The following is a 26,406-nucleotide window of genomic DNA, read 5'->3' as shown; positions in this document are numbered from 1 at the left end:
AGCCTCCCTACAATGCGCGGAAACACACGTGGACAAGTGTGCACGAGACAGGTGCCGCGGGCAACGCGGCCCATCAGGAGGAACCGATGCAATACGACTACATCATCGTCGGTGCGGGCTCTGGCGGTTGCGCACTCGCGGGCCGGCTTGCGGATAGCTGTCCGGACGCGTCGATCGCGCTCATCGAAGCCGGCCCTCACACGGCACGCAACCTGCTCGTCAACATGCCGGTCGGCGTCGCGGCCATCGTGCCGCACAAGCTGAAAACCAACTACGGCTACGAGACGGCGCCGCAACCGGGCCTCGGCGGGCGGCGCGGCTATCAACCGCGTGGGCGAGGCTTCGGCGGATCGAGTGCCATCAACGCGATGGTCTACACGCGCGGCCATCCGCTCGATTACGACGAATGGGCGCACATGGGCTGCGACGGCTGGTCGTGGCAGGACGTGCTGCCGTATTTCCGGCGCGCCGAAGGCAACGAACACGGCGCCGATGCATGGCATGGCGCCGATGGCCCGCTCACCGTCTCCGATCTGCGCTTTCGCAATCCATTTTCGGAGCGCTTCGTACGCGCGGCGATCGAAGCGGGTTTCCGCCCTGACGACGACTTCAACGGCCCCGAGCAGGAAGGCGTCGGCTTTTACCAGGTGACGCAGCGCGACGGCCGTCGCTGCAGCGTCGCGCGCGCGTACGTGTACGACCGGCCGCGCTTCAATCTCCACACGATTGCTGATGCCACCGTGCTGCGCGTGACGTTCGCCGGCAAGCGGGCGAGCGGCGTCGAAGTGGTGCGCGGCGGCCGCACCGAAATGCTCGAAGCGCGCGCCGAAGTCGTGCTCGCAGCGGGCGCGTTCAATTCGCCGCAACTGCTGATGTGCTCCGGCGTCGGACCGGCGGCGCATCTGCAATCGGTGGGCGTGCGGGTCGTGCACGATGCGCCGGACGTCGGCCAGAACCTGATCGATCACATCGATTTCACGATCAGCAAGCGCACGCGCTCGATCGAGCCGACCGGCTTCTCGCTACGCGGCATCGCGCGGATGGGGCCGCAGTTCGTCGACTTCATGCGGCACGGGCGGGGCATGCTGTCGAGCAACATCGCGGAGGCGGGCGGCTTTATCAAGAGCCGGCCGACGCTCGACCGGCCGGATCTGCAATTGCACTTCTGCGCGGCGCTCGTCGACGATCACAACCGCCACATGCACTGGGGGCACGGCTATTCACTGCATGCGTGCGTGCTGCGTCCGCATAGCCGTGGCAGCGTCACGCTGGCGGGCAGCGATGCGCGCGTCGCGCCGGCAATCGATCCGCGGTTTCTGGACGATTCACGCGATCTCGATCTGCTCGTCGAAGGCGCGCGCATTTCGCGCCGCATTCTCGATGCGCCATCGCTCGCGATCTTCGGCGGCCACGAGCTGTACACGCATCCCGGACACAGCGAAGCAGAACTGCGCGCGACCATCGTCGAGCATGCCGACACGATCTATCATCCGGTCGGAACCTGCCGGATGGGCGGCGACGCGCGCTCGGTCGTCGATGCGCAACTGCGGGTGCGGGGCGTGACGGGTTTGCGCGTGGTGGACGCATCGGTGATGCCGGCGCTGATTGGCGGCAATACGAACGCGCCGACCGTGATGATCGGCGAGCGCGCCGCCGGTTTCATCGCGGCCACGCGGCGTGGCGGGCAAGGGGAGGCCGCCACCGTCACCGCCGCGTGAAGTCTTATTTCGAAGGTGGTGTGCGCGTGATCCCGGGCGTGGGCACGTGCATGAAATCGTCGCCGTCCTGGCCGGGCAGATTTTCGCGCGCGACTTCCAGCCAGGCGCGCGCCGCGTGCGACAGATAACCGTTGCGTCGCCAGCCGATCGCCATTTCCCATGGAATCTCCGGCGCCACCACGGGCCGGCAGCTGAACTGCGTCGAATCGAGCCGCCGGCAATACGGCTCCGGCAGCAGCGCGATGCCGACGCCGGCCAGCACCAGCGCCGCCATGAAATCCCAATGGCCGCTGCGCCCGACGATCGTCGGCGAGAAACCCGCTTCCCGGCACGCGTTCAGCACGACGTCGTTCAAGGCGAGGCTTTCGCCGTAGAACACGAACGGCTCTGCTGTGAGATCGGTGAGCGCCACCTGCTGGACGTCGTCCCAACGTGAGCCGCGACGCGTGACGAGCCACAACAGCTGGCGCGTCATGGGCAGTACTTCGATCATTTCCGGGTCGACGGGCAGCAGCACGCCGCCCAGTTCGAGTTCGCCCGAGATCAGCGCCGATTCGATCCCGCGTGAGCCCTGTTCGAAGAGCTTCAGGTCGATCTTCGGATAGCGCTGCCGGAACGCGGCGATGGCCGGTGTGAAGAGCGAACCGCCCATCGGCGGAATGCCGATGGTCAGCTCGCCGCTGCCGAGCGTGTCGAGATCCTTCAGCTCCGCCTGTAACTGGGCGTGCGCGGCGAGCACATCCTGACCGCGCTGATAGACGATGCGGCCGGCGTCGGTGAGCACCATCTGACGGCCGTCGCGCAGCAGAAGCGGCGAGCCGGTTTCGTCTTCCAGCGCCTTCACCATCTTGCTGATCGTCGGCTGCGTGACGAACATCTGTTCGGCCGCGACGGTGAAGCTCTGCTGGCGGACCACCTCGACGAAGTAGCGAAGCGCGCGCAATTCCACGTTTTGGGTCTCCGGATTCCAGATTGGAATGAAGTTGATGATGTTAAGTCATTATATTTATGAAATCAGGGTCCCTATACTGACTTTCATCCGGAAGTCACCCAGGGATTGCCATGACAACACCCTCTTTATCCATGCAGGCGCTGCCGGCCAGCGCCCGCCCTGTCGCGCGGTTCGCCCGGATTGTCGTGCAAAGCGCTGCGCTGGCCGCCGTATGGTATGTGGCCGATTTCATCGTGCGTCGCCTCGGATTGCCGGTGCCGGGCGGCGTGGTTGGCCTCGTCGCGATGCTGGCGCTGCTGTTCAGCGGCGGCCTGCCGGCGCGCTGGATCAAGTCCGGTGCCGACTGGCTTCTGTCCGACATGCTGCTGTTCTTCATCCCGGCGGCCGTCGCGGCCGTCCAGTACGGCGGCCTTTTCAGGGAAGACGGCTGGCGCCTCGCGCTCGTCGTTGTCGCTGGCACGTTGATGGTGATGGTGGCGGTCGCCTTCGCAGTGGAACGGGCCGCGCGCCTCGAACGGCGTCTCGCGCTGCGCCGCGTGCGGATGACGCGTCACGCCGCGCGTGTGTGAACCCAGCGTCGCGCGCTCACATCGCTGAAGCCGCGCGAAGCGTCGCGAAAACCATGTCGAAAACGAAGCTGAAGCCATGAACGCCTTCTACGCATCCCTGTTCGCCGACGACGCCGCACGGCTCATCGCCGCCGGCTGTTTCGTGACGACCGTCGCGCTGTATTTCGCGTCGAAGTATCTGTACGCGCGCTTCAGGAGCCCGTGGCTCACGCCGCTTGTCTCGGTACCCGTCGTGCTGGGCCTCCTCGTGCTGGTCGCGCATATTCCGTATCCGGTCTACTTTCAGGACACGCGCTGGCTGATGTGGCTGCTCGGCCCGGCGACCGTCGCGTTCGCGGTGCCGATCTACGAATACCGCGATCTGCTGAAGCGTCACTGGATTTCGCTCACCGTCGGCGTGACGGTTGGAATCATCGTCGCGGTGGGCGGCTCGCTGGTGCTCGCGAAGCTGCTGCATCTGTCCCCGGAACTGCAGCGCAGCCTGATGACCCGCTCCGTTTCCACGCCGTTCGCGCTCGCGGTCTCCGACAGGATCGGCGCGCCCAAAGACCTGACCGCGCTCTTCGTGATCGCCACGGGCGTGTGCGGCATGCTGTTCGGTGAAATCGTGCTGGCGCTCGTGCCGCTGCGCACGCGCCTCGCGCGCGGCGCGCTGTTCGGCGCGGCCGCGCACGGCGTCGGCACGGCAAAGGCGCGCGAACTCGGCAGCGAAGAGGGCGTCGTCGCGAGCCTGACGATGATGATCGCGGGCGTCGTCATGGTGCTGCTGGCGCCGGCGCTGGGCGTTCTGCCTTTCTGACAGTGTCTCCGTCATGACGGAGCGTTGTATTGCGCACCCGAGGCACGGGTACATTGCCCGGTGGTTGCGCAACTGAGCAGGAAACGCCCGGATTCGGGCGTATTTCGTTGGTCCCTAATTCATCTCGATTTGCTACAATCGCCGTTCGTCTTCGAGGAGCGTTGCGACGGGTACCGTGAATTTTCATTCGCGCGCTGCCCGCCAGGCTCGGAGGCTTCAATCGGACGGCTAGAATGCGCCACGCGCCTTTTACCCACCGCATCGAACCGCGCTCACGTCAAATTTCTAGTCAATTTTTAGAAAGGAGGGCGTGATGAACGCCGCAGTTTACGATTCCAAAGATTCAAAAGATTACGTTGTTGCCGACCTGTCGCTGGCCGACTGGGGCCGCAAGGAACTCAACATCGCCGAAACGGAAATGCCGGGCCTCGTGCAGACGCGCGAAGAATACAAGGCCACGCAGCCGCTGAAGGGCGCGCGCATCGCCGGCTCGCTGCACATGACGATCCAGACCGGCGTGCTGATCGAAACGCTGACGGCGCTGGGCGCCGACGTGCGCTGGGCATCGTGCAACATCTTCTCGACGCAGGATCACGCAGCCGCCGCCATCGCGAAGGGCGGCACGCCGGTGTTCGCGTACAAGGGCGAGTCGCTCGACGAATACTGGGAATACTCGCACCGCATCTTCGAATGGCCGAACGGCGAATTCGCCAACATGATCCTCGACGACGGCGGCGACGCAACGCTGCTGCTGATCCTCGGTTCGAAGGCCGAGAAGGACCGCTCGGTCATCTCGAAGCCGACCAACGAAGAAGAAACCGCGCTCTACAAGTCGATCGCCGCGCATCTGGACGTGGACCCGACGTGGTACTCGAAGCGCCTCGTGCACATCAAGGGCGTGACCGAAGAAACCACGACCGGCGTGCACCGCCTGTATCAGATGGAAAAGGAAGGGCGTCTGCCGTTCCCGGCCATCAACGTGAACGATTCGGTCACGAAGTCGAAGTTCGACAACCTGTACGGCTGCCGCGAGTCGCTCGTCGACGGCATCAAGCGCGCGACCGACGTGATGATCGCGGGCAAGATCGCCGTGGTTGCCGGTTACGGCGACGTGGGCAAGGGCTGCGCGCAGTCGCTGCGCGGCCTGGGCGCAACCGTGTGGGTTACCGAAATCGATCCGATCTGCGCACTGCAGGCGGCGATGGAAGGCTACCGCGTCGTGACGATGGAATACGCCGCCGACAAGGCCGACATCTTCGTGACGGCCACCGGCAACTTCCATGTGATCGGCCACGACCACATGAAGGCGATGCGTCACAACGCGATCGTCTGCAACATCGGTCACTTCGATTCGGAAATCGACGTCGCGTCCACGCGCCAGTACCAGTGGGACAACATCAAGCCGCAGGTCGACCACATCATTTTCCCGGACGGCAAGCGCGTCATCCTGCTGGCTGAAGGCCGCCTCGTGAATCTCGGTTGCGCAACGGGCCATCCGTCGTTCGTGATGTCGAACTCGTTCACGAACCAGACGCTCGCGCAGATCGAACTGTTCGTCGACGGCGCCAAGTACGAAAACAAGGTGTACGTGCTGCCGAAACAGCTCGACGAAAAGGTCGCACGCCTGCATCTGGCGCGCATCGGCGCGAACCTGACCGTGCTGTCGGACGATCAGGCTGGCTACATCGGCGTCGACAAGAACGGTCCGTTCAAGCCGAACCACTACCGTTATTAAGGCGGTCGCCTTCGTCCGCGTGCCTGCATGGTCCCCATGCAATGCGCGGGCGAAGGTGCCGATCCTCATGCGGCGATGCAGATGAATGCGGGCGGCGCGGTGCAGCTTCTGCATCGCGCCGCTTCCATGCACTGCGTTGCCCGCGTGGCCTCATTCCCGGACTTCACGCCCACAAGGAGCTTTACATGACTGTGCTGCTGACCTGGTTCGTTAATGCGCTTGCCCTGCTGATCATCACGTATCTGGTGCCGTCGATTCACATCCGCAGCTTCGGCACCGCACTGATCGTCGCGCTGGTACTCGGGCTCATCAACGCCGTGTTGCGGCCAGTGCTGATCCTGCTCACGCTGCCTGTCACGATTCTCACGCTCGGGCTCTTCATTCTGGTGGTCAATGCGCTGTGCTTCTGGCTGTGCGCGTCGCTGCTGAAGGGTTTCGAAGTGTCGGGTTTCTGGTCGGCGTTCTTCGGCTCGATCCTGTACAGCATCGTTTCGTGGCTGCTGTCCGCACTCATTTTCGGCAATCGCAGCTTCGGCTGACGCCTCGCCGCACTGCTCGCGCCCGTCAGGGCGAAGCATGGTGAATCATGAACCCGATCGAACTCTCATTCGAATTCTTCCCGCCTAAAACGCAGGAAGGTATCGACAAGCTGCGCGCCACGCGTGCGCAGCTCGCGCCGCTCAAACCCAAGTTCGTGTCCTGCACGTTCGGCGCGGGCGGCTCGACGCAGCAAGGCACGCTCGATACCGTGCTCGACATCGCGAAGGACGGCATCGAAGCCGCGCCTCATCTGTCGTGCATCGGGTCGTCGAAGGAAAGCCTGCGCGCGATACTCAATCAATACCGCTCGCACGGTATCCGTCACATCGTCGCGCTGCGCGGCGATCTGCCTTCGGGCATGGGCTCTGTCGGCGAACTGCGTTATGCGTCGGAACTGGTCGCGTTCATTCGTGCCGAAACCGGCGACTGGTTCAATATCGAAGTTGCCGCGTACCCGGAATATCACCCGCAATCGCGCTCGCCCAGCGCCGATCTGGAAAACTTCGCGCGCAAGGTGAAAGCCGGCGCGAACTCGGCGATCACGCAGTATTTCTTCAACGCGGACGCGTATTTCCGTTTCGTCGACGATGCGAGGAAGCTCGGCGTCGACGTGCCGATCGTGCCGGGCATCATGCCGATCACGAACTTCTCGCAGCTGATGCGCTTCTCCGATATGTGCGGCGCCGAAGTGCCGCGCTGGGTCGCGCGGCGTCTCGAAAGCTTCGGCGACGATCGCGAATCGATTCGCGCGTTCGGCCTCGATGTGGTGACCGACCTGTGCCGGCGGCTCGTCGATGCGAAAGTGCCGGGGCTGCACTTTTATACGTTGAACGGTGCGGCAGCGACCAGAAGCATTTGCGAGCGTCTCGGCGCGCGATAGGTGGTTCGCCGCGGAGCGCGTCCGCGCACCGCGGCGAACCCTGCCACGATACGGACACGCGATTGGGTCCAGGAGGGTTTAAGATCGACCCGACTGGTCTCGCCGATCCGGATGTCCCTGCGTTTCGCCGCATTAACCGGCAGAACTGGAACAATGGCGGACGATATTTTAGAAATCGTTTTGTAAGAAGAGCATCGCCCGCCTGCCGCGTCGCGGCCGTTCACGTCAAGTAAGTTTCCGATCGTGAACAAAGGGAATTTCCTCCGCTTGTTCGGGCTGGCAAAGGTCAGTAATATCGCGCTACGCCGGCGCAAGCCGGTTCCGAACCTGGAGGAAACATGAAGCAAAACAATCTGTTGCGCGCCGCGCGTCTGACCACGCTCGTCGCAGCCGCAGCGGCGTCGATGGTGGTGTCCAGTCTCGCGGACGCTGCCGGGATTCCGAACAAGACGCTCGTTTACTGCTCAGAAGGCAGTCCCGCGGGCTTCGATCCGGCCCAGTACACCACGGGCGTCGATTTCACGGCGAACACATTCACTGTTTACAACCGTCTCGTCGAATTCGAACGCGGCGGCACGAAAGTCGAACCCGGCCTCGCCGAAAAGTGGGATGTCTCGGCTGACGGCAAAACCTATACGTTCCATCTGCGTCATGGCGTGAAGTTCCAGACCACGTCGTACTTCAAGCCGACGCGCGAATTCAACGCGGACGACGTCGTGTTCACGTTCCAGCGCATGCTGGATACGAACCAGCCGTTCCGCAAGGCTTACCCGGTCCAGTTCCCGTACTTCACGGACATGGGCCTCGACAAGCTGATCGACAAGGTCGAAAAGGTCGATCCGTACACCGTCAAGTTCACGCTGAAGGAAGTCAACGCGCCGTTTATCCAGAATCTGGCGATGGAATACGCGTCGATCCTGTCGGGCGAATATGCGGATCAACTGCTGAAGGAAGGCAAGGCCGCCGACATCAACCAGAAGCCGGTGGGCACGGGTCCGTTCATTTTCCGCAGCTACACGAAAGACGCGACGATCCGTTTCGACGGCAATCCGGATTACTGGAAGCCGGGTGCGGTCAAGATTTCGAAGCTGATCTTCTCGATCACGCCGGACGCCGGCGTGCGCGTGCAGAAGTTGAAGCGCGACGAATGCCAGGTGATGAGCTATCCGCGTCCGGCCGACATCGCGCCGCTGAAGGCGGAACCGAACATCTCGATGCCGTCGCAGGCGGGCTTCAACCTGGGCTATCTCGCGTACAACGTGACGCACAAGCCGGTCGACAAGCTCGAAGTGCGTCAGGCGCTCGACATGGCGATCAACAAGAAGGCGATCGTCGAATCCGTGTACCAGGGCGCGGGCCAGGCGGCGACGAACCCGATGCCGCCGACGCAATGGTCGTACGACAAGAACCTGAAGTCGCAGACGTACGATCCGGAGAAGGCGAAGGCGCTGCTGGCGAAGGCCGGCTACCCGAACGGCTTCGACATCACGCTGTGGGCGATGCCGGTGCAACGTCCGTACAACCCGAACGGCAAGCTGATGGCCGAAATGATCCAGTCTGACTGGGCGAAGATCGGCGTGAAGGCGAAGATTGTCACGTACGAATGGGGTGAGTACATCAAGCGCGCCCACGCAGGCGAAGACGACACGATGCTGATCGGCTGGACCGGCGACAACGGCGATCCGGACAACTGGCTCGGTACGCTGCTCGGTTGCGACGCCGTGAACGGCAACAACTTCTCGAAGTGGTGCGACAAGCCGTTCGACGACCTGATCAGGAAGGGTCGCGAAACGTCGGATATCGCGGCACGGACGAAGGCGTACACGGAAGCGCAGCAGATTTTCGCGCAGCAGTTGCCGTTCTCGCCGATCGCTCACTCGACGGTGTATCAACCGGTCAGCAAGAAGGTTGAGGACATGCGCATCGAGCCGCTGGGTTATGCCCGCTTCGACGGCGTGAGCGTGAAGTAAAACTCGCGTACCGGGTTTTCAGCACGTTCAAAAACAACAGGAAAACGGGTCGAAAATATACCGGCGACCGGGGCCACGAGCCCTCGTCGCCGGTTGCATTTTTTCTGTTCATCAAGCACCAAGCATATAGGGACGAACCATGTTCCGATTCGTTTTGCGCCGCATCGGCATGGTGATACCGACGTTCATCGGCATCACCATTCTGGCGTTCGCGCTGATTCACCTGATCCCCGGCGACCCGATCGAAGTCATGATGGGCGAACGCGGGGTCGATCCAGCGATGCACGCTGCCGCGATGCACCGCCTCGGGCTCGACGAGTCCCTTCCCCTGCAGTACGTCCATTACGTTGGCCGCGCGTTGCATGGCGACCTCGGCATGTCGATCATCACCAATACGAGCGTGATGGATGAATTCCTCGCACGCTTTCCGGCGACGATCGAACTGTCGGTCTGCGCGATGCTGTTCGCGCTCATCATCGGTCTGCCCGCCGGCGTGTTCGCCGCGCTCAAACGCGGCACGGTGGTCGATCATGGCGTGATGGGCACGGCGCTCACCGGTTACTCGATGCCGATCTTCTGGTGGGGGCTGATCCTCATCATGGTGTTCTCGGTCAGCCTCGGCTGGACGCCGGTTTCCGGCCGCATCGCAGTGGAATACGACATTCCGCACGTCACCGGCTTCATGCTGGTCGACGCGCTGCTCTCCACCGACGAAGGCGCGTTCCGCTCGGCCGTCAGCCATCTGATCCTGCCTTCGATCGTGCTCGGCACGATTCCGCTTGCGGTCGTCGCGCGCATGACGCGTTCGTCGATGCTCGAAGTGCTGCGCGAGGATTACATTCGCACCGCGCGCGCGAAGGGTTTGTCGCCCGTACGCGTGATCGTCGTGCATGCGCTGCGCAACGCGCTGATTCCCGTGGTGACCGTGATCGGCCTGCAGGTCGGCACGCTGCTCGCGGGCGCGGTGCTCACCGAGACGTTGTTCTCGTGGCCGGGCATCGGCAAATGGCTCATCGATGCGATCAGCCGGCGCGACTATCCGGTCGTGCAGGGTGGCATCCTGATGATCGCCACACTGGTGATCTTCGTGAACCTGATCGTCGATCTGTTGTACGGCGTGCTGAATCCACGCATTCGCCATACGAGGTAAAGAGAGCTATGGCAGACATACAAAACACCGTCCCCACGGCGGTCACCCCCGCGAGCGGCCGCACGTTAGCCGCCCGCGAATTCTGGGCCAACTTCTCGCGCAATCGCGGCGCGGTCGTGGCGGGCACGATCGTGCTCGTGTTGATCTTCATCGCGATTTTCGCGCCGCTGATCTCGCCGCACAGCCCGATCGAGCAGTACCGCGACTTCGTGAAGATTCCGCCGGCGTGGCTCGAGGGCGGCAACTGGAAGTTCATCCTCGGTACCGACGAGGCGGGCCGCGACATCCTTTCGCGTCTGATGTACGGCGCGCGGCTGTCGTTCTGGATCGGCTTCGTTTCGGTGGTGCTGGCGCTGATTCCCGGCATCGTGCTCGGGCTCATCGCCGCGTTCTTCGAAAAGTGGGCCGATACGCCGATCATGCGCATCATGGACGTGCTGCTCGCGCTGCCGTCGCTGCTGCTCGCCGTCGCCGTGGTCGCGATCATCGGCCCGGGCCTCATCAACACGATGCTCGCGATCGCGATCGTCGCGCTGCCGGGTTATGTGCGCCTGACGCGCGCGTCGGCGCAAGGCGAACTGCAGAAGGAATACGTGACGGCTTCGCGCGTCGCCGGGGCGAGCACGCTGCGTCTGATGTTCTCGCAGGTGCTGCCGAACTGCACCGCGCCGCTGATCGTGCAGGCCACGCTCGGTTTTTCGTCGGCGATTCTCGATGCGGCCGCGCTCGGCTTTCTCGGCCTCGGCGTGCAGCCGCCTTCGGCGGAGTGGGGCGCGATGCTCGCATCGGCGCGCGACTATATCGACAGCGCCTGGTGGATTGTCACGATGCCCGGTCTTTCCATCCTGGTTTCGGTGCTCGCAATCAACCTGCTCGGCGACGGGCTGCGCGATGCGCTCGATCCCAAACTGAAACGGATGGCGTGACATGAGCAATCAGAGCAATCTCCTGACCATCCGCAATCTCGCGGTGAACTTCAGCGGCGCGCCCGCTGTCGACCGGATTAACCTGGACGTGAAACCCGGCGAAGTGGTCGGTGTCGTCGGCGAATCGGGTTCGGGTAAAAGCGTGACGATGATGGCGCTGATGGGCCTCATCGACGCCCCCGGCAAGGTGACGGCCGACGAGATCACCTTCAACGGCACGAATCTGCTGAAGGCCTCGGCGAGCGCGCGCCGCAAGATCATCGGCAAGGACATCGCGATGGTCTTTCAGGACGCGCTGACGAGCCTGAATCCGAGCTACACCGTCGGCTACCAGATCAAGGAAGTGCTGAAACTGCACGAAGGCCTGCGCGGCGATGCGTTGCACCGGCGCGCGCTGGAACTGCTCGACCAGGTCGGCATTCCGGACGCGAAAAACCGTATCACGTCGTTCCCGCACCAGATGTCGGGCGGCATGAACCAGCGTGTGATGATCGCGATGGCGGTGGCGTGCAACCCGAAACTGCTGATCGCCGACGAGCCGACCACCGCGCTCGACGTCACGATCCAGGCGCAGATCATGGAACTGCTGGTGAAGCTGCAGAAGGAACGCGGCATGGCGCTCGTGCTGATTTCGCACGATCTCGCCGTGGTGTCGGAAGTCGCGCAGCGTGTGGCCGTGATGTACGCGGGCGAGGTCATCGAGACCAACAAGGTGCCCGATATCTTCGCCGCGCCGCATCATCCGTACACGGAAGCGTTGCTGGCGGCGATTCCCGAGCACAACGTCGGCGCGGTGCGGCTCGCCGCGTTGCCCGGCATGGTACCGGGGCGCGACGACCGGCCGCGCGGGTGCCTCTTCGCGCCGCGCTGCAAGTATGTGGTCGACGACTGCATGAAGGCACGCCCGGCGCTTGCACCGCTGCCCTCGCATGGCGAGGGGGCGCAGGTGCGCTGCATCAAGCCGCTGAACCTGACTGGCGATGCCAACATTCACACTCGCGGAGGCGCACGATGAACGCAGTACCCGAAACGCGCCGCATGCAACCGGCGCGTCCTGCAGGCGACAAGGTGCTGATCGCCGACCAGCTCGCGCGTCACTACGCCGTGAAGCGCGGCATGTTCGGCCAGGGCACGGTGAAGGCGCTCAACGGCGTGTCGTTTTCGCTGGAACGCGGCAGGACGCTTGCCGTGGTCGGTGAATCCGGTTGCGGCAAGTCGACGCTCGCGCGCCAGCTCACGATGATCGAGGCGCCCACGTCCGGGCGTCTTTTGATCGACGGTGAAGATGTCGCGGGCGCGGATCACACGAAAATCGCGGCGTTGCGCCGGCGTGTGCAGATGGTGTTCCAGAACCCGTTCGCCTCGCTGAATCCGCGCAAGACAGTCGAGCAGACGCTCGGCGAGCCGCTCGCGATCAACACGCAGCTCTCCGCCGGCGAACGCGCCGAACGCATCGCGCAGATGATGCGCACGGTCGGCCTGCGCCCCGAGCATGCGAAGCGTTATCCGCATATGTTCTCGGGCGGGCAGCGTCAGCGTGTCGCGATCGCGCGCGCGATGATTCTCGATCCGCAGATCGTCGTGGCCGACGAGCCGGTTTCCGCGCTCGATGTGTCGATCCAGGCGCAGATCCTGAACCTGTTCATGGACCTCCAGGAAGAGTTCAAGACGAGCTATGTGTTCATCTCGCACAACCTGTCGGTGGTCGAGCACATCGCGGATGACGTGATGGTGATGTACTTCGGCGGCGTCGCCGAACTCGGCGACAAGAAGACGGTTTTCAGCAGGCCGCGGCATCCGTACACACGGGCGCTGATGTCCGCGACACCGTCGATCTTCGAAGCCGACCGGCGCATCCAGATCAGGCTGCAGGGCGAAATGCCGTCACCGCTCAATCCGCCGTCGGGCTGCACGTTCCATCAGCGCTGCCCGTACGCAATCGACCGGTGCCGGACCGAAGAGCCGAAGCTGCGCGAAGTGGATGGCCGTCAGGTATCGTGCCACCGTGCCGAGGAGGTAGGGGAGGCGGATGCCTGATCCGTCGGCGGCGCGTCGTGCTGCGCGCCGCCTGCGTGAGGGCGGCTTGCGCGTCGCCTTCGCGCTTCTTGTTACGTCAATCGCTGCGTGCGCTTGCGGTTGCATTCGTGGCTGCGTCGGTGCGTTGCGTGATGCGTTGCTCTGGCAGCGGCTTCGACTCCCACGCACCGTCACCGCACGCGTTTTGACGCGACGCGGGCGGCCATCTGGCGTGCCCGGCCGGACCGCGCTGGCCCGTGCGTTTCTGTGCGCGTGTGTCGTCGCGGCAATGTCGCCGGTAGCGTACGGCGCGGGTGCTTCGGCGAATACGCCGGTGCACTCCGGGGCGCCTGTTTCGCCTGCGCCTGCTTTACTTCCGGCACCGCCGCGTGCAACCCTGCCAGGTTTCAATCCGCCGCCACCGTCGAACAATTCCGCGAGCGGCGCGGTGCGCGTGCAGCCCGCGCGCATGCCGTTCTATACCGCGACGCGCGGCACCACGACGATTTACGTGCTCGGCACGCTGCACGTCGGCGACCCTGTCGACTATCCACCGGATCAGCCGTTTCGCAAGCCGATCCTTGCCGCGCTCGCCGCATCGCCGACGCTCGCGCTCGAACTGTCGCCCGACGATCTGCTCGTATCGCAGGACGACGTCTCGAAGTTCGGCGTGTGTTCGCGCGAATGTCTGCCGCGCCTGTTGCCGGATCCGCTGTGGCGCCGGCTTGCGCAGCGTCTGCGCGGCAATCCGGCGGCGCTCGATGAGATCAAGAAAATGCGTCCGTGGCTCGCGGCGCTGCTGGTCGAAACCTACGATTCGTTGAGCGCCGGCCTGCAGACCGAATATGGCACCGAGGCGCAGTTGCAGAACGTTTATCTGAAGACACGCGGCAAGATCGTCGGACTGGAAACGTTGTCCGGGCAGATGCGCGCGTTCACCGGGCTCACGCTCGCGCAGCAGCGCGAAATGCTCGCGCAGGATCTCGTGCAGACGCCCGAGGAAAACGTCGCCGATGTGCGTATGTTGCATCGGCTCTGGCGCGTGGGCGACGCGGACGCGATCGCCGCGTGGAGTACCGCGAAGTCGGAGAAACTGGCGCGCAACCCGCGCCTGTCCGCGTCGATCGACAACAAGATCCTTTATGAGCGCAACCGGCGCTTCGTCACGCGGATGGTGGCGATTGCCGCGCCGAACAAACCGGTATTCGTCGCGATCGGCGCGCTGCATCTGGGTGGACCCAAAGGCGTGCTGGCATTGCTGCGCCAGCGCGGTTTCATCGTCGACGCGAATTGAGCGGCAACGCGGGCGCCGGACGCCTGCCCGTCGCGTCGAACGTGACGCGGCGAACAGGCGTGCACCCAGGCGTGCGCTCAGGCCTCAAAGAAACATCAGGGTGTTCAGCAGGAAGATGTTCGCGACCAGCAGCACCAGCGCGGTCGGCACCTGCACCTTGATCACCGCGTTCTTGTCCGGCAGTTCCAGCAGCGCCGCCGGCACCATGTTGAAGTTTGCCGCCATCGGCGTCATCAGCGTGCCGCAGTAGCCCGAGAACATCCCGATCGCCACCATCACAGCCGGATTGCCGTGGAACACGCCGACCAGAATCGGCACACCCACGCCGCCCGTCATGACCGGGAACGCGGCGAAGCCGTTGCCCATTACCATCGTGAAGAGCGCCATGCCGATGCAGTACACGGCCACCGCGACGAGCCGGTAATCGAGGTTCACGTACGCGATCGTCAGATGCGCGACCGCCTTGCCGACGCCCGCGTCCGAGAACACGAGGCCCAGCATGCCCAGCATCTGCGGCAGGACGGCGGCCCACGAAAGCGCGTCGACGAGGCGGCGCGTTTCCTTCATCGACTGCCCGACGGTGTCGCGCGTCATCACGCACGCGACGGCGAGCGCGATCACGCAACCGATGCCAAAGCCGATCAGCGTGACGTTCTTCAGCTCGACAAGCGGCATGCCGCCGACGATGAAATACTTTGCGGTAAGCGTCACGATCACGGTGACGACGGGAATCGTCAGCGCTGGAATGAAGAGCTTGTTGCCGAGGCGCCGCGCGCTGGCAAGCCGTGTTTCCTCCGACAGCACTTTCGGCTTCGCCGCGGTGACGCCGCCGAAGCCCGCGATCAGCGCCATCGCGATCACCAGCACGCCGACCACATCGGCCGGCAGGCGATCGCCGACGAGGAAGATCAGCGCATAGAGAATCCAGAAGCCGCCCGCGAGAAAACGGCGCGGATGTTCCCGGTCCGACATGATCATGCCGCCCACCACTAGCAGCACGATGCCGAGCAGCCAGAACAGATAGTCGATGGTGATCATGCGTTGTCTCCCGAAGCCGTCTGCGAGTGCGTCTGTGTGGGCGACGCGGTTGCCGCGTCCGTGCCTTCCGGCGCGTTGCCGCGCAGTTCGCGCTCGAGCTTGCGATCGAGCAGCCACAGCCGGAAGCCGTGGATGATGAACGCGCAGAGCGCGGTCGGCATACCCCACACCGCCACATGCATCGGCTCGACGACGATGCCCGCTTCCTTCAGGAACGTCACCATCAGCACGATCGCGCCGAACGCGACGAAGATGTCTTCGCCGAAGAAGAGGCCGACGTTGTCCGTCGCCGCCGAATACGCGCGCAGGCGATAGCGGACCGCGTCGCTCAGCTTGCCGAAGCGGGTTTCGGTCGCGCCTTCGGCCATCGGCGCGAGGAGCGGGCGCACCATCTGCGGATGTCCGCCGAGCCCGGTCAGGCCGACCGCGGCGGTCAGTTCGCGCACCAGCAGATAGACGATCAGCAGACGTCCGGCGGTCGCCGCCTTGATGCCACTGATCCAGATCTGCGCGCGTTCGCGCAGGCCGTGTCGTTCGAGCAGCCCGATCACCGCGAGCGGCAGCAGGATGATGAGCGGAATGTTGCGGGTCTTGATGAAACCGGTACCGATGGCCGCGAGGATCTTCTCCGGCGGGAAATGCGCGGCGAGCCCCGTGGCGATCGCGGCGGCCGCCACGATCAGCATCGGATTGAAGCGCAGCACAAACCCGATGATGATGACGGCCACGCCAATGAGCGGCCATAAACTGACTGTTGTCTGCATCTGGATCTCCAAACTGGGTTCGTTGTGTGTGAATGAACCCGGGTGCCGCCGGTGGCGGCTCATAACGGGCGGCGTGCGGGCGTGCCGTGCGCCGTCCTGCCCTGCGCGACTCTTGATGGCCGCGTCGATTGCGTCGTTGTTGCTGGCTTGCGGGTATTGCTGGTGCTGTGGCTAACGGTGATGCGACTGCTGTTTCAGCGGTATCTGGCAAACGCCCCGCGAACAGGCGGGGCGTCGGTGGGTCTCGTTGGCTGGTGTCAGGCTCGCGCGCTGCTGGCCGCATGCACATCGATGCCGGCCTCCGCGAGTGCCGCGCGGATGCGCTGCGCGAACGCCAGCGCATGTGGACCGTCGCCGTGCAGGCAGATCGTCTGGACGTTGAGCGGCACCCACTGGCCGTCGACGGCCTGCACGCGCTGGTCGCGCACCATCGCGAGCGTGCGTTCGAGCACGATCTCCTCGTCGTCGAGCAGTGCGCCCGGCTGCGAGCGCGGCACGAGCGAGCCGTCCGCGCGATAGCCCCGGTCGGCGAACACTTCTTCGATGGCGGTCAACCCCGCTTCGCGCACCGCAGTCACGAATCCGCTGTTCGCAAGCGCGAATACCGCGACGGAAGGATCGAAGTCATGCACCGCGGAAGCGATGGCGTCGGCGATTTTCGGATCGCGCGCGGCCTGGTTGTAGAGCGCGCCGTGCGGCTTCACGTGCGCGATGCGCCCGCCTTCCGCCTGCGCGATCGCCGAGAGTGCGCCGAGTTGATACAGCACGCCTGCGTAGATATCGCCGGCGGGCAGGTCCATCTCCTTGCGACCGAAGTTCCCGGGATCGTTGAAGCTCGGATGCGCGCCGATCGACACGCCTTTGCGCACGGCCCAGCGCACGCAGTCGTGCATCGCGGTGGCGCCGCCAGCGTGCCAGCCGCACGCGATGTTGGCCGAGCTGACGAGATCGAGTAACGCTTCGTCGGTGTTGCAGCCTTCGCCGAGGTCGGCGTTCAGGTCGATTTCCATGGTTCTCTCCTACTTGTGCTGCAAGGCCGCCAGCGCCGGCTGGCGCGCGCAGCGTTCTTCATGCATGGCGATCGCGGCATCGATCTGCCGCAGATACGTGCGTTCTTCGAGCAGCGCGCGGCGTGCTTCTTCGAGTGTCGTGGGCAGAAAGCGGATCGCGCCGTTCAGGCGCACCTGCGCGAGCTTCCATATGTCGGCCTGGATCACGGCGCCGATCTTCGGATAGCCGCCCGTGGTCTGCGCGTCGCCCATCAGAATGATCGGCTGGCCGTTCGGCGGTACCTGGATCGTGCCCGGCAGCACCGCGTGCGAGAGCAGATCGGCCTTTTGCCGGCGTTCGAGCGCCGTGCCGGAGAGCCGATAACCCATCCGGTTGCTGTTCGGCGTGACGAGCCATTCGTCGTCCCAGAACGCGCTCTGCGCGCTGGCGGTGAAGCTCTCGTATTCCGGCCCGGGCAGCACGCGGATCGGCACGGCCCACGGTACGTTCGACAGATGACGTCCGCGCCGCACGGGTTCGTCTACCAGCACGAACTTGCACCAGGCGGGCGCCTTCACGCCGAATTCCGGCGCCTCGGGGCTGAACCACGAGCCGGGGCGCGCGGACGGCACGCCGAGCGGCAAGCGGTCGCCGTCACGCAGCGCGCGGCCGCCGAGTCCGCCGAAGCCACCGGCCAGATCGGTGCTGCGCGAGCCGAGCATCGGCAGGACATCGATGCCGCCGGCCACGGCGACGTAGCCGCGCATGCCGCGCTTCGCCGCGTTGAGCGTGAGTTCCTGGCCGGCCCGCACCGGCAGGCTCCACCACGAATACACCGGCCGGCCGTCGAGCGTCGCGCCGAACTCCGTGCCGGTGATCGCCACGCGCGTCGCGCGCGAAAAGCGCAGCACGGTCGGGCCGAACGTGATTTCGAGGCCGGCCGCATCGGGCCGGTTACCGACGAGCCGGTTGCCGACTTCCAGCGACAGACGGTCGAGCGCGCCGCCCATCGCGACGCCGAGATGCCGGTGGCCGTGACGGCCGAGATCCTGGACGGTGGTCAAAAGACCTGCGCGGACGACGTCGATCATGCGTCGATCCCCGCGATGGTGAAGCGCACGCGATCGCCCGGTTGCAGCAGCGTGGGCGGCGTTTGCGCCGGATCGAAGAGCGGCAGCCCGGTGCGGCCGATCAGTTGCCAGCCGCCCGGCGAAACGGCCGGATAAATCCCGGTTTGCTCGCCGCCGATGCCCACCGTGCCGGCCGGCACGCCGAGCCGCGGCGCGGCGCGGCGCGGCGTGTGCAGCTTCTCGTCGAGACCGCCCATATAGGCGAAACCCGGCTGGAAGCCCAGAAAGAACACGACATAGTCGCCCGCGGCGTGACGCTTCACGACTTCATCCGCCGATAACCCCGTGTGCTTCGCGACGGCGCCCAGATCCGGGCCCGCCTCGCCGCCGTACATCACCGGGATTTTGATTTCGCGGCCCGTGGACGCCGCGTTTGCCGCGCTGTCCCAGGCGCTCCGCAGCAGGTCGGTGAGGGCGTCGCGGTCGGCGTCGAGCGGGTTGATGACGAGCGTCAGATTGTTCATCCCCGGCACGACTTCGAGTACGTGCGGCCAGCTGCGCGCGGCCCCGGCGGCTGCCCAGACGCGCTGCTGGCAGGCGAGCGTGGCCGGCGGCGCGGATTCGCAGACAAGTGCGTTATCGCCCAACGAATAGATGCGTGGCTGGTTCATGAATGACCTGGTTCGATTCGGGTGCTCCCCCCTGCACGAGCGCCGTGACCAGGTCGACCGACCTGATCGCGAGGGCGCGCGGCACGTTGAGTAGCGTACATTATCAATAATTTATCTACAATTTATCAATAAGCGTTTGTGCCAGGCTCACTTTTTCAGGTGGGCGTCGTACACTTCCGGCACCTTCCCAGCGTGTATCGAGATCGCCTCATGTCGCGTCATCCCACCAAGATCGTCTCCTCGGAACACCTCGTTTCCGAATCGAGCGCGGAGCTATCCGAGCTCGAATACGCACTGATCATGGCGGGCAACGCGTTCAACCGCTGGATGGTGCGCTGCATGTCGGCGGCGGGCGACAAGGACATGACCGCCATCGAAGTCTCGCTGCTGCACCACGTGAGCCATCGCGAGCGTCGCAAGAAACTGGCCGACATCTGCTTCGTGCTGAACATCGAGGACACGCACGTCGCGACCTATGCGCTGAAGAAGCTCGTAGCTAGAGGGTATGTAAAAAGCGAAAAGACCGGCAAGGAAGTGTTTTTCGAGGCGACCGAAGCCGGCCGCGCGCTGTGCCTCCACTACCGCGAGGTGCGCGAGAGCTGCCTGATCTCGACGTTGAAGGAAAGCGGTCTGACGAATGAGCAGATCGGCGAGGCGGCGCAGCTGCTGCGCAATGCATCGGGCCTCTACGACACGGCGGCGCGCGCGGCGGCTTCGCTTTGACGCGCGGCGATCAGTCCGCGGCGGTTCGCTCCGGATAGCGGGCGCGCTCCGTGATGACCGCGTCGAGCGGGATGTCGTGCGCCTCGCGCGGGATCGTGTCCGTGCGGCAGGCTTCGTACGCGATGCCGACCGTCACCGGCCGCACCGCGCCCGCCCACGCCGCCAGCGTGCGGTCGTAATAGCCGCCGCCGTAGCCGAGCCGGAACGCGTCTTCGTCGAAACCCACACAGGGAATCAGCAGCAGGTCGGGCGTGACGTCGCGGCCCGACTCCGGCTCGGGAATACGGTGATGGCCCGTTTTCATCGCCATGTCCGGCGTCCACGCGTGAAACGCGAGCGGCGAATACACGCTGTGAATCACGGGCAGGCCGGCCTCGCGTTTTGCATCGGCGGCGAGCCATTCGGCGATCGCTTCGCGCGCATCGAACTCGCCCGCGAGCGGCCAGTAGAACCCCACACATGCAGGCGAATATCGTTCCAGTGTCTGCAGCACCCGATGCTTTAACGCGAGTGCGTGCGCGGGTTCGCGAGCCGCATCGAGACGGGCTTTGAGCAGTGTTGCGCGCAGTTCCTTTTTCGATTTCGCGTGGGGGTTGCGTGCTATGCTTGGCTTCAATTTCCGCTCCAGAAACAACGATGTCCAAACGCCTCTTTCGAGTATATCGCGCGGCCGGTTCTGCGCTGGCTGCCGCGGCACTCGTCGCGTGTGGCACGGCGTCCGCCGTCCGACCTGTCGCCTTCACCCAGCTCACACCGGACGATCAGACCTTCATCCAGCTTCGCGAAGCAGCGCGCAATAACGATGCGCCGCGCGCCGCGCAACTGGCGAGCATGATTCCCGACTATCCCGCGCCGTCGTATCTCGAGTACTTCACGCTGAAGCCGCAGCTCTTCGACGGGTCCGGCCACGCGCGCATCGACGCGCCGGACGCGCCGGTGCTGTCGTTCCTGCAGAAGTACGATGGTCAGGCGATTGCCGATCGCATGCGCAACGACTATCTCGTCGTGCTCGGCGCGCGTCACGACTGGCGCGATTTCGACCAGCAGTACGCGCGTTTCGTGCTGAACGACGATACGCAGGTGAAGTGCTACGCGCTCGAATCGCGCGCGGCGCGCGGCGAAAACGTCGCCGATGCGGCACGCGCGCTGCTCGTCGATCCGAAACAGTACGGCGACGGCTGCGTCGACCTGATCACCTCGCTTGCGATCAGCCAGCAGTTCTCCACCGACGACGTGTGGCAGCAGATCCGTCTCGCCTACGAGCAGAACTACACGAACACGGGCGCGAAGCTCGTCGACGCGCTCGGCAACCAGCGTCCCGATCCGGTGCTGTTCGGCCAGGCGGCCAGCACGCCGCCGCTGCTGCTCGCGCGCGGCGTCGGGCCGGATCCGCAGTCGCACCAGCTGGCGCTGCTCGCGATCACGCGCATGGCGCGCAACGATCCGGCGATGGCGGCTTCGACGTTTGCCACGGTGGCGCCGTCGCTCACCACGCCCGAGCGCGCGATCGGCTGGGGCACGATCGCCTATCAGGCGGCAGCGAAGCAGATGCCGGCCGCGGTCGACTGGTACCGGCTCTCGGCGAATGCACCGCTTTCGAACCCGGCGTACGAATGGCGCACCCGCATGGCGTTGCTCGCGGGCGACTGGACGATGGTGCGCTGGTCGATCGAGCAGATGCCGGCTTCGCTGCGCGCGCAACCTTCGTGGATCTACTGGCACGCGCGCGCGCTGAAGCAGGGCGGCGACACGGTCGCGGCGAACCAGGAATTCGAGCAGATCGCGGCGGGCTATAACTTCTACGGTCAGCTCGCTGCCGAGGAACTCGGCCAGAAGATCACCGTGCCGCCGAAAACCACCGTGACCGACGCCGAAGTCGAGCAGGCCGGCAAGACGCCGGGTTTCGCGCTCGCACAACGTTTTTACGCGCTGAACCTGCGTCTTGAAGGCAATCGCGAATGGAACTGGCCGCTGCGCACCATGACCGACCGCCAGCTCATCGCGGCGGCGGAATACGCCCGGCGCATCGAACTGTACGACCGCGCGGTGAACACCGCCGACCGCACGAAGACAGAGCACGACTTCTCGCTGCGTTACCTGTCGCCGTTCCGCGATATCGTCGAGCGCGACGCGCAGTCCACGGGGCTCGACGTCGAATGGGCGTACGGGCTGATCCGCCAGGAATCGCGTTTCATCATGAACGCGCGCTCCGAGGTCGGCGCGAGCGGCCTGATGCAACTGATGCCGGGCACCGCGCAACTGGTTGCGAAGAAGATCGGGCTTGGCACGATTTCGCGCGCGCAGATGAACGATATCGACACGAACATCCTGCTCGGCACCAACTATCTGTCGATGATCTACAATCAGTTCGACGGGTCCGCCGTGCTGGCCACGGCCGGTTACAACGCCGGTCCAGGACGTCCGCGCGCGTGGAAGCAGAATCTGCCACGGGGCGTTGAAGGCGCGATTTTCGCGGAGACGATCCCGTTCCAGGAAACCCGCGACTACGTGAAGAATGTGCTGTCCAACACGGTCTACTATGCGGCACTGTTCGAAGGCCGTCCGCAATCGCTGAAAGTGCGTCTGGGCTACATCGCACCATAAAACGCCAGCGCCACGCCGCCGCGCTTCGCTGCGCGGCGGCCGCTTCACCAGCCGTTGCCGCGGCTTCCACCCAGGGAGTCGAAAATGCGCCATCAAGCCATCGCGATCATCGGCGGTTCCGGATTCATCGGCAGCCACCTCGTCAACGCGCTCGTCGAGCTCGGCAAGGACGTGCGCATCGCCACCCGCCGGCGAAATCACGCCCGCCATCTCACGCTGTTGCCCGTCGATGTGCTCGAAGTCGACGTATTCGACCCGGTGCAGCTTGCCAGCTTCGTTGAAAACGCCGACGCCGTGATCAACCTCGTGGGCACCCTGCACGCGAGCCGCGCGAATCCGTACGGCGAAGCGTTCGCGAAAGCGCATGTCGAACTGCCTGCAAAGATCGTGACTGCCTGCGAAGGCAAGGGCGTGCATCGCCTGATCCACATGAGCGCGATCGGCGCCGACCCGAAAGGGCCGAGCATGTATCTGCGCTCGAAGGGCGACGGCGAGAAGGCCGTGCGCCAGTCGACGCTGGCGACCACGGTGTTCCGGCCATCCGTCGTGTTCGGACCCGAGGATGCGTTTCTGAACAAGTTTGCATTCCTGCAGCGTGTTTTCCCGATGATTCCGCTTGCGATGCCCGACGCGAAGTTTCAGCCCGTGTTTGTCGGCGACGTCGCGAAGGCGATCGCGAACGTGCTCGATCTCGATGCCGCCACGGGCCGCACGTACGAGCTTGGCGGGCCGACCGTATACACGCTGGAGGCGCTCGTGAAATTCTGCGGCGACGTGATTGGGCGTCACGCGCGCATCATCCGTTTGCCGGAAGCGCTCGCGCGGCTTCAGGCGATGACGTTCGAAATGGCGCCTGGCGAGCCCGTGATCACGCGCGACAATCTTGATTCGATGAAAGTGGACAGCGTGCTGAGCGGGCCGCTTGCGCCCGAACTCGACATCGAGCCCGCGAGTATCGAAACGATTGCACCGGTGTATCTGACGGGCGCCTCGATGCGTTCGCGCTTCAATGCGTTCCGCGCGAGCGCGGGACGGTGATTCTCACTTTTACTTATCGATAGACGCATGAAACTCGTTATTGGCGACAAGAACTATTCGTCGTGGTCGATGCGGCCGTGGCTGGTGCTGAAGCATTTCGGCGTTCCCTTCGAGGAGCGCACGATCGAATTGCAGGAGGCGGATTCGACGACGTCGATTCTTGCGCTTTCGCCGTCGGGCAAGGTGCCGTGCCTGATCACCGACGACAACGTACACGTGTGGGATTCGCTTGCCATCTGCGAGACGCTTGCCGAGCAGTTTGCGCAGCATGCGATGTGGCCGCGCGACCCGGCCACGCGTGCGCAGGCGCGCAGCGTGAGCGCCGAGATGCACTCCGGTTTTGTCGGGCTGCGTTCGTCGATGTGGATGAACATCCGCGCGTCGTTTCCGGGCAAGGGCGCGACGCCGGAAGCGCTTGCGGATATCGCACGCGTCGACGCCCTGTGGTGCGACTGCATCGCGCAGCATGGCGGCCCGTTCCTGTTTGGCGACTTCAGCATTGCGGACGCGATGTACGCACCGGTCGTGATGCGCTTCAACACATGGCAGCCTGCGCTTTCCGCGGGTGCCGCTGCTTACGCGCGCCGCGTGACAGAGCATCCGGCCGTACGCGCGTGGATCGATGACGCGTTGCGTGAGACACATCGCGTGCCGCACTACGACGTTTGCGCATGAATATCTACGCCGTGGGCGGCGCGATTCGCGACGAATTGCTGGGCGTGCCCGTCAAGGACCGCGATTACGTGGTGGTTGGCGCGACGCCCGAGCAGATGGTGGCACAGGGTTTTCGACCTGTCGGCAAGGATTTTCCTGTGTTCCTGCATCCGCAGACGCATGAGGAATATGCGCTTGCGCGCACCGAGCGCAAGACAGCGGCGGGTTACCACGGCTTCCAGTTTTTCTACGCGCCGGATGTGACGCTTGAGGAGGATCTGGCGCGACGCGATCTGACGATCAATGCGATGGCGCGCGAGGTGCGTCCTGACGGCGAGCTTGCCGGTCCCGTGATCGATCCGTTCAACGGACAGGCTGATGTGCGCAATCGCGTGTTCCGGCATGTCAGCGATGCGTTTCTTGAGGACCCGGTGCGGATCTTGCGCATTGCGCGGTTTGCGGCGCGCTTTGCCGGTTTCACTGTTGCGCCGGAGACGATGGCGCTGATGCAGAGGATGGTGGTGGCGGGCGAGGTGGATGCACTGGTACCGGAGCGCGTGTGGCAGGAAGTGTCACGCGGATTGATGGAGCAGAAGCCCTCGCGGATGATTGAACTGTTGCGGGAATGCGGCGCGCTGGCGCGCGTGTTGCCGGAGATCGATGCGCTGTTTGGCGTGCCGCAGCGCGCGGATTACCACCCCGAGGTCGATACGGGCGTGCATGTGATGATGGTTCTGGATCATGCTGCCGCGCAGGGTTACGCGTTGACGGTCCGGTTTGCTGCGTTGACGCATGATCTTGGCAAGGCGACGACGCCTGAGGATGTGTTGCCGCGGCATATTGGGCACGAGGGGCGTAGTGTCGATTTGCTGAAGCCTTTGTGCGAGCGGTTGCGGGTGCCGAATGAGTGTCGCGATCTGGCGGTGCTGGTGGCGCGTGAGCATGGGAATATTCATCGCGTGATGGAGACCGGGCCGGCCGGGCTTGTGCGGTTGTTCGAGCGATGCGATGCGTTGAGGAAACCCGCGCGGTTTGCCGAGGCGTTGCAGGCATGTGAAGCCGATGCGCGTGGTCGGCTGGGGTTTGAGACGCGGGAGTATCCGCAGGCTGAGCGGCTGCGTATCGCGCTTGTTGCTGCGCGAGCTGTGGATGGAGGGGCGGTTGCCAGCCGGTTTGCTGACCGGCCTTCTCTGATTAAAGATGCCGTTCGGCAGGAGAGGGTTCGGGGGGTTGCTTTGGCTCTCGGTGAATCTGTTTAGGGGTTTGCTTTTGCCCCTTTGGCGGGGCGGCATTTTGGGTTTTTCGTGCCGAAGCTGTGTGTTTGCTTTGGCCTTTCCTTGCATTCGTGTCGGTCTATTAGTGTTGCCCCTGTGCGGGGCGGCACCTACTTTTCTTTGTCTTGCCAAAGAAAAGTAGGCAAAAGAAAGGCGCTTCGAAAACTCACCTTTTCCTGGTGCGTCATTCGTCGGGAATGGCACCCCGTGAGGCGTCGCCCTCGAGCTCCAGGCCGCGCTGGTCCGCGCACGATCTGATCTCCCGCACAGCACCGCCCGTGACACAGGGCTCATTCATCCCACTCCGCGCTACGCGCGTCGCGGAGTGGCCGCTCGATGGCGCCGGCATCAGGGGCCGGCGATCGCCGATTGCGATTGAGCGCGCGATTGCGATTGCAGATGTGAGTGCGTTTGCAAATGTGTGCACGCGTGCGAGTGCGAGTGCGGATGCCGGCGCCAGCGCGAACGCCCGGAGAGCGTTATGCCGGTCGGCGATGCGCGTAGCGCGGAGTCGGGTGGATGACTGCTTTGTCACGGACATGGACCGCGCGCGGGACGGAATCGCGCGGGGACCGATGCCGTGTGAAGTGTGGGGGCGACACTTCGTGGGTTGCCATTCCCCGGCGATGACACACCAGGAAAAGATGAGTTGTCGGAGCGCCTTTCTTTTGCCTACTTTTCTTTGGCAAGCCAAAGAAAAGTATGTGCCGCCCCGCACAGGGGCGACGCTAATAGACCGACATGAATACAAGGAAAGGCCAAAGCAAACACACAGCTTCGGCACGAAAAAGCGGAAATGCCGCCCCGCCAAAGGGGCAAAAAAAAACCTCAAACCATCCGAACGATAAAAGACAAAACCAGACTCAGGACCAAAGTAGACATGAAGGGAAAAGGGTACTCTTTCCCAGCAAACCTGAGGGTGACATCCCCTGGCAATCTCCCGATGCCAACCTTCCTGAGCCACGGCCAGCACCTGGACAAAACGGCCACAGCAATAAAAGTCGTGAGTAACCAGCGGATCATGGCATCGC

25 protein-coding genes and 1 riboswitch are annotated in these 26,406 nt (G+C 64.2%); of the genes, 17 read left to right on the top strand and 8 right to left on the bottom strand.

What is annotated here, in order from left to right:
- Positions 1 to 86 precede the first annotated feature (86 nt).
- Positions 87 to 1,718, top strand: a complete 1,632-nt coding sequence (locus LPA34_RS16125; protein ID WP_228979864.1) for a GMC family oxidoreductase — start codon at positions 87 to 89, stop codon at positions 1,716 to 1,718.
- 4 nt (positions 1,719 to 1,722) lie between these two features.
- On the opposite strand, the gene LPA34_RS16120 is transcribed toward LPA34_RS16125, so the two are convergent.
- Entirely contained in the window at positions 1,723 to 2,667 is a 945-nt protein-coding gene (locus tag LPA34_RS16120; protein WP_228979861.1) for a LysR family transcriptional regulator, read from the bottom strand.
- A gap of 113 nt (positions 2,668 to 2,780) precedes the next feature.
- Here LPA34_RS16120 and LPA34_RS16115 point away from each other — a divergent pair, with 113 nt between their 5' ends.
- The 11 genes from LPA34_RS16115 to LPA34_RS16065 all read left to right on the top strand — a co-directional run bounded on the left by LPA34_RS16115 (position 2,781) and on the right by LPA34_RS16065 (position 14,549).
- Entirely contained in the window at positions 2,781 to 3,239 is a 459-nt protein-coding gene (locus LPA34_RS16115; RefSeq protein ID WP_228979858.1) for a CidA/LrgA family protein, read from the top strand.
- 76 nt (positions 3,240 to 3,315) lie between these two features.
- Positions 3,316 to 4,038: an LrgB family protein gene (locus LPA34_RS16110; protein ID WP_228979856.1), complete on the top strand. Its 723-nt coding sequence runs from the start codon at positions 3,316 to 3,318 to the stop codon at positions 4,036 to 4,038.
- A gap of 147 nt (positions 4,039 to 4,185) precedes the next feature.
- Positions 4,186 to 4,319, top strand: a riboswitch (S-adenosyl-L-homocysteine riboswitch).
- Between the two features lie 32 nt (positions 4,320 to 4,351).
- On the top strand, positions 4,352 to 5,773 hold the full coding sequence (ahcY, locus tag LPA34_RS16105) for an adenosylhomocysteinase (RefSeq protein ID WP_228979854.1): 1,422 nt from the start codon (positions 4,352 to 4,354) through the stop codon (positions 5,771 to 5,773).
- Between the two features lie 185 nt (positions 5,774 to 5,958).
- Entirely contained in the window at positions 5,959 to 6,312 is a 354-nt protein-coding gene (locus tag LPA34_RS16100; protein WP_090535209.1) for a phage holin family protein, read from the top strand.
- A gap of 47 nt (positions 6,313 to 6,359) precedes the next feature.
- A complete protein-coding gene (gene metF, locus LPA34_RS16095; protein WP_228979851.1) occupies positions 6,360 to 7,193 on the top strand; it encodes a methylenetetrahydrofolate reductase [NAD(P)H] in 834 nt (277 codons plus the stop codon).
- Positions 7,194 to 7,531: 338 nt separating this feature from the next.
- Complete coding sequence (locus LPA34_RS16090) at positions 7,532 to 9,163, top strand: ABC transporter substrate-binding protein (protein WP_228979849.1); 1,632 nt, start codon at positions 7,532 to 7,534, stop codon at positions 9,161 to 9,163.
- Between the two features lie 139 nt (positions 9,164 to 9,302).
- Positions 9,303 to 10,313, top strand: a complete 1,011-nt coding sequence (locus LPA34_RS16085; RefSeq protein ID WP_228979847.1) for an ABC transporter permease subunit — start codon at positions 9,303 to 9,305, stop codon at positions 10,311 to 10,313.
- An 8-nt stretch (positions 10,314 to 10,321) separates the two neighbouring features.
- Positions 10,322 to 11,239: an ABC transporter permease subunit gene (locus LPA34_RS16080; protein ID WP_228979844.1), complete on the top strand. Its 918-nt coding sequence runs from the start codon at positions 10,322 to 10,324 to the stop codon at positions 11,237 to 11,239.
- 1 nt (position 11,240) lies between these two features.
- Entirely contained in the window at positions 11,241 to 12,254 is a 1,014-nt protein-coding gene (locus LPA34_RS16075; RefSeq protein WP_228979838.1) for an ABC transporter ATP-binding protein, read from the top strand.
- The gene (locus LPA34_RS16070) at positions 12,251 to 13,276 is read left to right on the top strand and encodes a peptide ABC transporter ATP-binding protein (RefSeq protein ID WP_228979836.1); all 1,026 of its coding nucleotides are present in this window, start codon (positions 12,251 to 12,253) and stop codon (positions 13,274 to 13,276) included. Before LPA34_RS16075 ends, LPA34_RS16070 begins: the two co-directional genes overlap by 4 nt.
- The gene (locus tag LPA34_RS16065; RefSeq protein ID WP_228979834.1) at positions 13,269 to 14,549 is read left to right on the top strand and encodes a TraB/GumN family protein; all 1,281 of its coding nucleotides are present in this window, start codon (positions 13,269 to 13,271) and stop codon (positions 14,547 to 14,549) included. Before LPA34_RS16070 ends, LPA34_RS16065 begins: the two co-directional genes overlap by 8 nt.
- Before the next feature lie 84 nt (positions 14,550 to 14,633).
- On the opposite strand, the gene LPA34_RS16060 is transcribed toward LPA34_RS16065, so the two are convergent.
- From LPA34_RS16060 to pxpB, 5 genes are all read right to left on the bottom strand, one after another.
- Entirely contained in the window at positions 14,634 to 15,587 is a 954-nt protein-coding gene (locus tag LPA34_RS16060; protein WP_228979832.1) for a DUF979 domain-containing protein, read from the bottom strand.
- Entirely contained in the window at positions 15,584 to 16,351 is a 768-nt protein-coding gene (locus LPA34_RS16055; protein WP_228979830.1) for a DUF969 domain-containing protein, read from the bottom strand. Before LPA34_RS16055 ends, LPA34_RS16060 begins: the two co-directional genes overlap by 4 nt.
- A 257-nt stretch (positions 16,352 to 16,608) precedes the next feature.
- Entirely contained in the window at positions 16,609 to 17,361 is a 753-nt protein-coding gene (gene pxpA, locus LPA34_RS16050) for a 5-oxoprolinase subunit PxpA (protein ID WP_228979828.1), read from the bottom strand.
- A 9-nt stretch (positions 17,362 to 17,370) separates the two neighbouring features.
- On the bottom strand, positions 17,371 to 18,432 hold the full coding sequence (locus LPA34_RS16045) for a 5-oxoprolinase subunit C family protein (protein WP_228979826.1): 1,062 nt from the start codon (positions 18,430 to 18,432) through the stop codon (positions 17,371 to 17,373).
- Entirely contained in the window at positions 18,429 to 19,082 is a 654-nt protein-coding gene (pxpB, locus tag LPA34_RS16040; RefSeq protein ID WP_228979825.1) for a 5-oxoprolinase subunit PxpB, read from the bottom strand. The genes LPA34_RS16045 and pxpB overlap by 4 nt, the downstream gene beginning before the upstream one ends.
- 210 nt (positions 19,083 to 19,292) lie before the next feature.
- Here pxpB and LPA34_RS16035 point away from each other — a divergent pair, with 210 nt between their 5' ends.
- The gene (locus LPA34_RS16035; RefSeq protein ID WP_228979823.1) at positions 19,293 to 19,805 is read left to right on the top strand and encodes a winged helix DNA-binding protein; all 513 of its coding nucleotides are present in this window, start codon (positions 19,293 to 19,295) and stop codon (positions 19,803 to 19,805) included.
- Positions 19,806 to 19,815: 10 nt separating this feature from the next.
- On the opposite strand, the gene LPA34_RS16030 is transcribed toward LPA34_RS16035, so the two are convergent.
- Positions 19,816 to 20,421: a 5-formyltetrahydrofolate cyclo-ligase gene (locus LPA34_RS16030; protein WP_228979821.1), complete on the bottom strand. Its 606-nt coding sequence runs from the start codon at positions 20,419 to 20,421 to the stop codon at positions 19,816 to 19,818.
- Between the two features lie 20 nt (positions 20,422 to 20,441).
- Here LPA34_RS16030 and LPA34_RS16025 point away from each other — a divergent pair, with 20 nt between their 5' ends.
- The 4 genes from LPA34_RS16025 (at position 20,442) to LPA34_RS16010 (ending at position 25,360) form a co-directional block, all read left to right on the top strand.
- The gene (locus LPA34_RS16025; RefSeq protein WP_228979819.1) at positions 20,442 to 22,409 is read left to right on the top strand and encodes a lytic transglycosylase domain-containing protein; all 1,968 of its coding nucleotides are present in this window, start codon (positions 20,442 to 20,444) and stop codon (positions 22,407 to 22,409) included.
- An 84-nt stretch (positions 22,410 to 22,493) separates the two neighbouring features.
- Positions 22,494 to 23,447 (top strand): complex I NDUFA9 subunit family protein, encoded by a 954-nt coding sequence (locus tag LPA34_RS16020; RefSeq protein ID WP_228979817.1) that lies wholly within the window; start codon positions 22,494 to 22,496, stop codon positions 23,445 to 23,447.
- Positions 23,448 to 23,474: 27 nt separating this feature from the next.
- Complete coding sequence (locus LPA34_RS16015) at positions 23,475 to 24,122, top strand: glutathione S-transferase family protein (protein WP_228979815.1); 648 nt, start codon at positions 23,475 to 23,477, stop codon at positions 24,120 to 24,122.
- Positions 24,119 to 25,360 (top strand): multifunctional CCA addition/repair protein, encoded by a 1,242-nt coding sequence (locus LPA34_RS16010; protein ID WP_228979813.1) that lies wholly within the window; start codon positions 24,119 to 24,121, stop codon positions 25,358 to 25,360. Before LPA34_RS16015 ends, LPA34_RS16010 begins: the two co-directional genes overlap by 4 nt.
- An 843-nt stretch (positions 25,361 to 26,203) precedes the next feature.
- On the opposite strand, the gene LPA34_RS16005 is transcribed toward LPA34_RS16010, so the two are convergent.
- Positions 26,204 to 26,398, bottom strand: coding sequence for a DUF2905 domain-containing protein (locus LPA34_RS16005; protein WP_228979811.1), 195 nt, complete (start codon positions 26,396 to 26,398; stop codon positions 26,204 to 26,206).
- Positions 26,399 to 26,406 lie beyond the last annotated feature (8 nt).

Source organism: Paraburkholderia gardini (assembly GCF_907164575.1).
In the GTDB taxonomy this organism is placed as follows: domain Bacteria; phylum Pseudomonadota; class Gammaproteobacteria; order Burkholderiales; family Burkholderiaceae; genus Paraburkholderia; species Paraburkholderia gardini.
This window is presented reverse-complemented; position numbering and strand designations above follow the sequence as displayed.